The sequence below is a fragment of the Aminobacter sp. P4_H6_2 genome (assembly GCF_056400805.1).
This window is the reverse complement of the sequence record NZ_JBFUKO010000018.1, coordinates 1-5000: the sequence shown is the minus strand read 5'-3', so window position 1 is coordinate 5000 and position 5000 is coordinate 1. Positions and strand designations below refer to the sequence as shown.

The 5000-nt window shown below is 61.9% G+C and carries 2 protein-coding genes, 1 tRNA gene, 2 rRNA genes and 1 pseudogene (1 of these 6 running past the window's edge); 3 read left to right on the top strand and 3 right to left on the bottom strand.

Going from position 1 to position 5000, the window contains the following annotated elements; translation table 11 throughout:
• From AC1DUU_RS03005 to AC1DUU_RS02995, 3 genes are all read left to right on the top strand, one after another.
• Positions 1-682 (top strand): 23S ribosomal RNA (locus AC1DUU_RS03005); it begins 2133 nt to the left of the window's first position.
• 273 nt (positions 683-955) lie between these two features.
• Positions 956-1070: ribosomal RNA gene (gene rrf, locus AC1DUU_RS03000) — 5S ribosomal RNA — on the top strand.
• Positions 1071-1338: 268 nt separating this feature from the next.
• Positions 1339-1415 (top strand) — tRNA-Met (locus AC1DUU_RS02995).
• 297 nt (positions 1416-1712) lie between these two features.
• Here AC1DUU_RS02995 and AC1DUU_RS02990 read toward each other — a convergent pair.
• The 3 genes and pseudogenes from AC1DUU_RS02990 to AC1DUU_RS02980 all read right to left on the bottom strand — a co-directional run.
• The gene (locus AC1DUU_RS02990; RefSeq protein WP_476781929.1) at positions 1713-3335 is read right to left on the bottom strand and encodes a GMC family oxidoreductase; all 1623 of its coding nucleotides are present in this window, start codon (positions 3333-3335) and stop codon (positions 1713-1715) included.
• Positions 3332-4846, bottom strand: coding sequence for an FGGY-family carbohydrate kinase (locus AC1DUU_RS02985; RefSeq protein WP_476781928.1), 1515 nt, complete (start codon positions 4844-4846; stop codon positions 3332-3334). The genes AC1DUU_RS02990 and AC1DUU_RS02985 overlap by 4 nt, the downstream gene beginning before the upstream one ends.
• 23 nt (positions 4847-4869) lie before the next feature.
• A pseudogene (locus AC1DUU_RS02980) lies at positions 4870-5000 on the bottom strand (aldolase); the annotation flags it as partial.

The window sequence follows — 5000 nt, the reverse complement described above, 5'->3', positions numbered from 1 at the left end:
CCCGTTATCCGGGTCCGGGACAATGTATGGTGGGTAGTTTGACTGGGGCGGTCGCCTCCTAAAGAGTAACGGAGGCGCGCGATGGTGGGCTCAGACCGGTCGGAAATCGGTCGTCGAGTGCAATGGCATAAGCCCGCCTGACTGCGAGACTGACAAGTCGAGCAGAGACGAAAGTCGGTCATAGTGATCCGGTGGTCCCGCGTGGAAGGGCCATCGCTCAACGGATAAAAGGTACGCCGGGGATAACAGGCTGATGACCCCCAAGAGTCCATATCGACGGGGTTGTTTGGCACCTCGATGTCGACTCATCGCATCCTGGGGCTGGAGCAGGTCCCAAGGGTATGGCTGTTCGCCATTTAAAGCGGTACGTGAGTTGGGTTCAGAACGTCGTGAGACAGTTCGGTCCCTATCTGCCGTGGGTGTAGGAATATTGAAAGGATCTGTCCCTAGTACGAGAGGACCGGGATGGACGGATCTCTGGTGGACCTGTTGTGGCGCCAGCCGCATAGCAGGGTAGCTATATCCGGACGGGATAACCGCTGAAGGCATCTAAGCGGGAAACCCACCTTAAAACGAGTATTCCCTTGAGAACCGTGGAAGACGACCACGTTGATAGGCCGGGTGTGGAAGTGCGGCAACGCATGAAGCTTACCGGTACTAATAGTTCGATTGGCTTGATCGTTCTCATTCCTAATGCTCATCTGACAAAGTCAGATGTTTTGTTCTCACTCACGCTTGTTCCGCCCTGCGGGCGGCGCTACGTGGGTGCGGCGCATCAGCGCCGACGGTCGGTCGACCTTGCGAAGCTTCGCTTCGAAGGCGCCAGAACCGAAGAACTGTAAAGGCACAACAAAGACCAGCGAACAGCCCGAGAGGCACCCCGACAGTTCCACTGTCGGACCCTCTTTATGCTCCTTCGCTCAAAAGCTTCTCGAAACAACGTGCGTTTTGCCGACCTGGTGGTTATGGCGGAGCGGCTGCACCCGATCCCATTCCGAACTCGGCCGTGAAACGCTCCAGCGCTGATGGTACTTCGTCTCAAGACGCGGGAGAGTAAGTCGCTGCCAGGTCTGCCAAACGCACGTTAAATCAAACCTTCGCCCGATCGAAATCGATCACGACGATGGCGCAAATCTTCTCGCAACGAAACAAGGCCCGAAAACGGGTGTCGGGCCGCCAGTCTTCCAGGATTGGGCGGCCCTTTGTTTTRGCAGTCAAAAGCCTAATCCTCGCAATCGCGTAGGCAAATGCTTACATGAAGGCGAAGACAAGCCGGAATATCTGCAGGCCCWAATCTGCGCAGGCAAAGCCTGCAAWACGGGMACTGCAAAATGGTGGCGCGGGGTGGAGCAGCCCGGTAGCTCGTCAGGCTCATAACCTGAAGGTCACAGGTTCAAATCCTGTCCCCGCAACCAAACTTTCCAAATCCAAATCCAAATCCAAATCCAAATCCCAAAACGCCCCGCCTCAAGCGGGGCGTTTTGCTATTTGGCTCCTCGTGACTGTTCGATCCCAAGCCGCAGTAGGGGCCAGCAACGAGTCAACGGTCGAAAAGGCCGGCAAACAAACAAAGCCGCATCCCGCAAAACCCAGAAATGACAAAGGCCCGCACGGTCAAAACCGGCGAGCCGTTTGCATTTGGGCTTCGGAGGGGCGAAAATCCTGATAGCCTGGTTTCACTTGGGCGAAGCGCGGATGGAAGCGGGTTCGGCTCAGGCTCTCGCGGAGGCGTCTTGGAGGATCATTTCGGCCGCCCGCTCGGCGATCATGATCACTGGCGAGTTGGTGTTGCCAGAGACGATCGACGGCATGATCGAGGCGTCGACGACGCGCAGGCCTGCGAGCCCATGGACGCGTAGCCGGTCGTCGACCACGGCCATGTTATCTGCGCCCATCTTGCAGGTGCCGACGGGGTGGAAGATGGTCGTGCCGATGTCGCCCGCCTTGTGGAGCAGGTCGGCGTCGCTGTCGTATTGCGTGCCGGGCAGCATTTCCTCGGGTGCAAACCGCGCGACGGCCTTGGCATTCATCAGGCGGCGGACATGGCGCAGCGAGGCAATGGCCGTGTTGCGGTCGCCTTCGGTGGAGAGGTAGTTCGGCTGGATTTTTGCGGCCTCACGCGGATCGGCCAAGGCCATGTGCACCGTTCCTCGGCTTTCAGGGCGCAGGTTGCAGACCGAAACGGTCACTGCGGGAAAGCGGTGCAGCGGTTCGCCGAGGCGGTCGGTACTGAGCGGCTGGACATGATATTCGAGATCGGGCGTTGCGAGGCGCGGATCGCTCTTGGCGAAGATGCCAAGCTGGCTCGGCGCCATCGACAGGGGGCCGCTGCGCTTCAGCGCGTATTCGAGACCCATCCCGGCCCGGCTGAAAAGACTGTGGTAGCGCTGGTTGAGCGTCGCCGCGCCCGTCACCTTGAACACGGTGCGGATCTGCAGATGGTCCTGCAGGTTTTCGCCGACGCCCGCCAGCGCATGGCGGACTTCGATGCCGAGGCGTGAAAGCAGCTCCGGCTGGCCGACGCCCGACAGTTCGAGGATCTTCGGCGAGTTGATGGCGCCGGCAGCGAGGATGGTCTGGCCAGCCTTGACCCGATGCAGTTGCCCGTCCTTGCGGAAGACGAGGCCGGTGACGCGGCGGCCGTCGAATTCAAGCCGTTCGGTCTCCGCACCGGTGACGACACGCAGGTTGGTGCGATCGGCGATGCCGCGCAGGAAGGCCTTGGAGGTGTTCCAGCGCACGCCTTTCTTCTGGTTGACCTCGAAATAGCCCGAGCCCYCATTGGTGCCGGTGTTGAAATCACCAGTGCGCGGGATGCCGAGCTCTTCGGCTGCGTCGCGGAAGGCGTCGAGGATCGGCCAGGACAGGCGCTGTTTTTCGATGCGCCACTCGCCGCCCGCACCATGCATGGCGCTGCTGCCACCGTGATAATCTTCCGACTTCAGGAAGTAGGGCAAAACGTCGTCCCAGCCCCAGCCGACATTGCCGGCCTGGCGCCAGCCGTCATAGTCGGCGGCCTGGCCGCGCATGTAGATCATGCCGTTGACCGACGAGCAGCCGCCCAGAACCTTACCCCTGGGATAGTTGAGGCTGCGGCCGTTGAGGCCGRCTTCCGGCTCGGTCTTCATCAGCCAGTCGGTGCGTGGATTGCCCATGCAGTAGAGATAGCCGATCGGGATGTTGACCCAATGGTAGCGGTCGCTGCCACCAGCTTCGAGCAAAAGCACGCTGTTGCGCGGATCGGCGGACAGCCGGTTGGYGAGCACGCAACCGGCTGAGCCGGCGCCGACGATGACGTAGTCGTAGTCGCCAAATGATGAGGATGCTTCGGTCACTGCGGTGCCTGCTCGGTAGCGATGCGTTGCCAAATCGAGGTCATCGCCTGGTTGATCTCGCCATAGAGGCGATAGCGCCTGGAATAGGCGGGGGCAATCGCGTCGTTGGGCGTATAGTGCCGGGCGGACGCTGTCATTGCGGTCGCACCGGCACTGTAGTTCTCAAAGATACCGACGCCGGTGCCTGCTGCAATCGCCGCACCCAGCGCCCCGGTCTCGCGGCTGCGCGCCACGGTGACGGGAACGCCGAGCACGTCGGCGAAGATCTGCGGCCAGATGGCGCTGCGCGAGCCACCGCCAGACAAAACGACCTCGTCGAACACGGCTCCCGCCTTGCGCAAGGTCTCGACGTGGCGCTTGTGCTCGAAGGCGACGCCCTCGAACAATGCGCGCAGCATGTGGGCACGCGTGTGCCAGCCGGCGATGCCGTAGAAGCCGGCGCGGGCGTGGCCGTTCTGCTGCGAGCCGTAGAGGAAGGGGTGGTAGATCGGGATGTCGCCGTCGGGATCGACCGAGGCGACGAGTTCGCTGCACAGCTCGAACGGCGAGGTGCTGGCCTCATGACCATGCTCGAGGAATTCGCGGACGATCCATTCGAGATTGGCGGCCGATGTGGCGCTCGATTCGATCGCCAGGTACCGCCTGGGGTCGAAGGTCGAGAGCATGAAGATCGAGGGGTCGCGGATCGGCTCGTCTGATATGACCTGGTTGACGCTCCAGGTGCCGGCGATGATCGAAGCGGCACCTGTTCGGGTGACGCCCGAACCAACGGCGCTTGCCACCACGTCGAACAGGCCGGCGACGACGGGGGTTCCGGCGCGCAGGCCGGTCAGGGCCGCGACCTCAGATGTGACGTGGCCGGCGATGTCGGCCGATTCCAGCACCGGCGGCAAAAGGTCCATACAGTCGCTAAGGCCATAGGCGGCGAGCAGGTCGTGGTCGTAGCGCCTATCAGGCATCTGCAGCAATCCACAGCCAGACATGTCGGTGGTGTCGGTGGAGCGCGCACCGGTCAGCTTGTTGACGACAAAATCCTTGCACAGGAACACCGTGCCGATGCGGCTGAAAAGCTCCGGCGAATGGCGCTTGAGCCAGGCGAGCAAGGTCGGCGTCTGTGCTGCCCACGGTTTTTGCAGGCAATGCACATAGGTTCGGGCGCCGACATCTTGTTCGGCCCACTTGGCAACGATGCCTATGGCGCGGGTGTCGAGTGACTGGATGCCGATCAGCGGTTCGCCATCGCGATCGAGCGCGTAGAGGCCGTTGCCGTGCCCGGCGCAGCCGATGGCGACGATCTCGCTTGGATCGATGCCGGCCTTGTCGATGCATTGGCCGATGACGACGACCGCGTTGCGCCAGAGTTCGTCGAGGTCGCGCTCGACATGGCCAGGCTTGGGCATGGACGAGCGGCCGTCGCAAGCGGCGAGCGCCAGTTCGCGCCCCGACAGGTCGAAGATGATCGCCTTGATGACGGTGTTGCCCGCATCGAGGCCGAGAATGTACTTGCCCATTTGGCTCCTCCCGATGCCGCAGACTATGCCTGCTTGTACAGGTCGAAGGCCGTGGCACCATCCGCACCGTCGTGGATGATCGCCATCAGCCCGCGCACGACAGCGCTCGGATTGGCATGCTGGTAGATATTGCGTCCATAGACCATCCCCATCG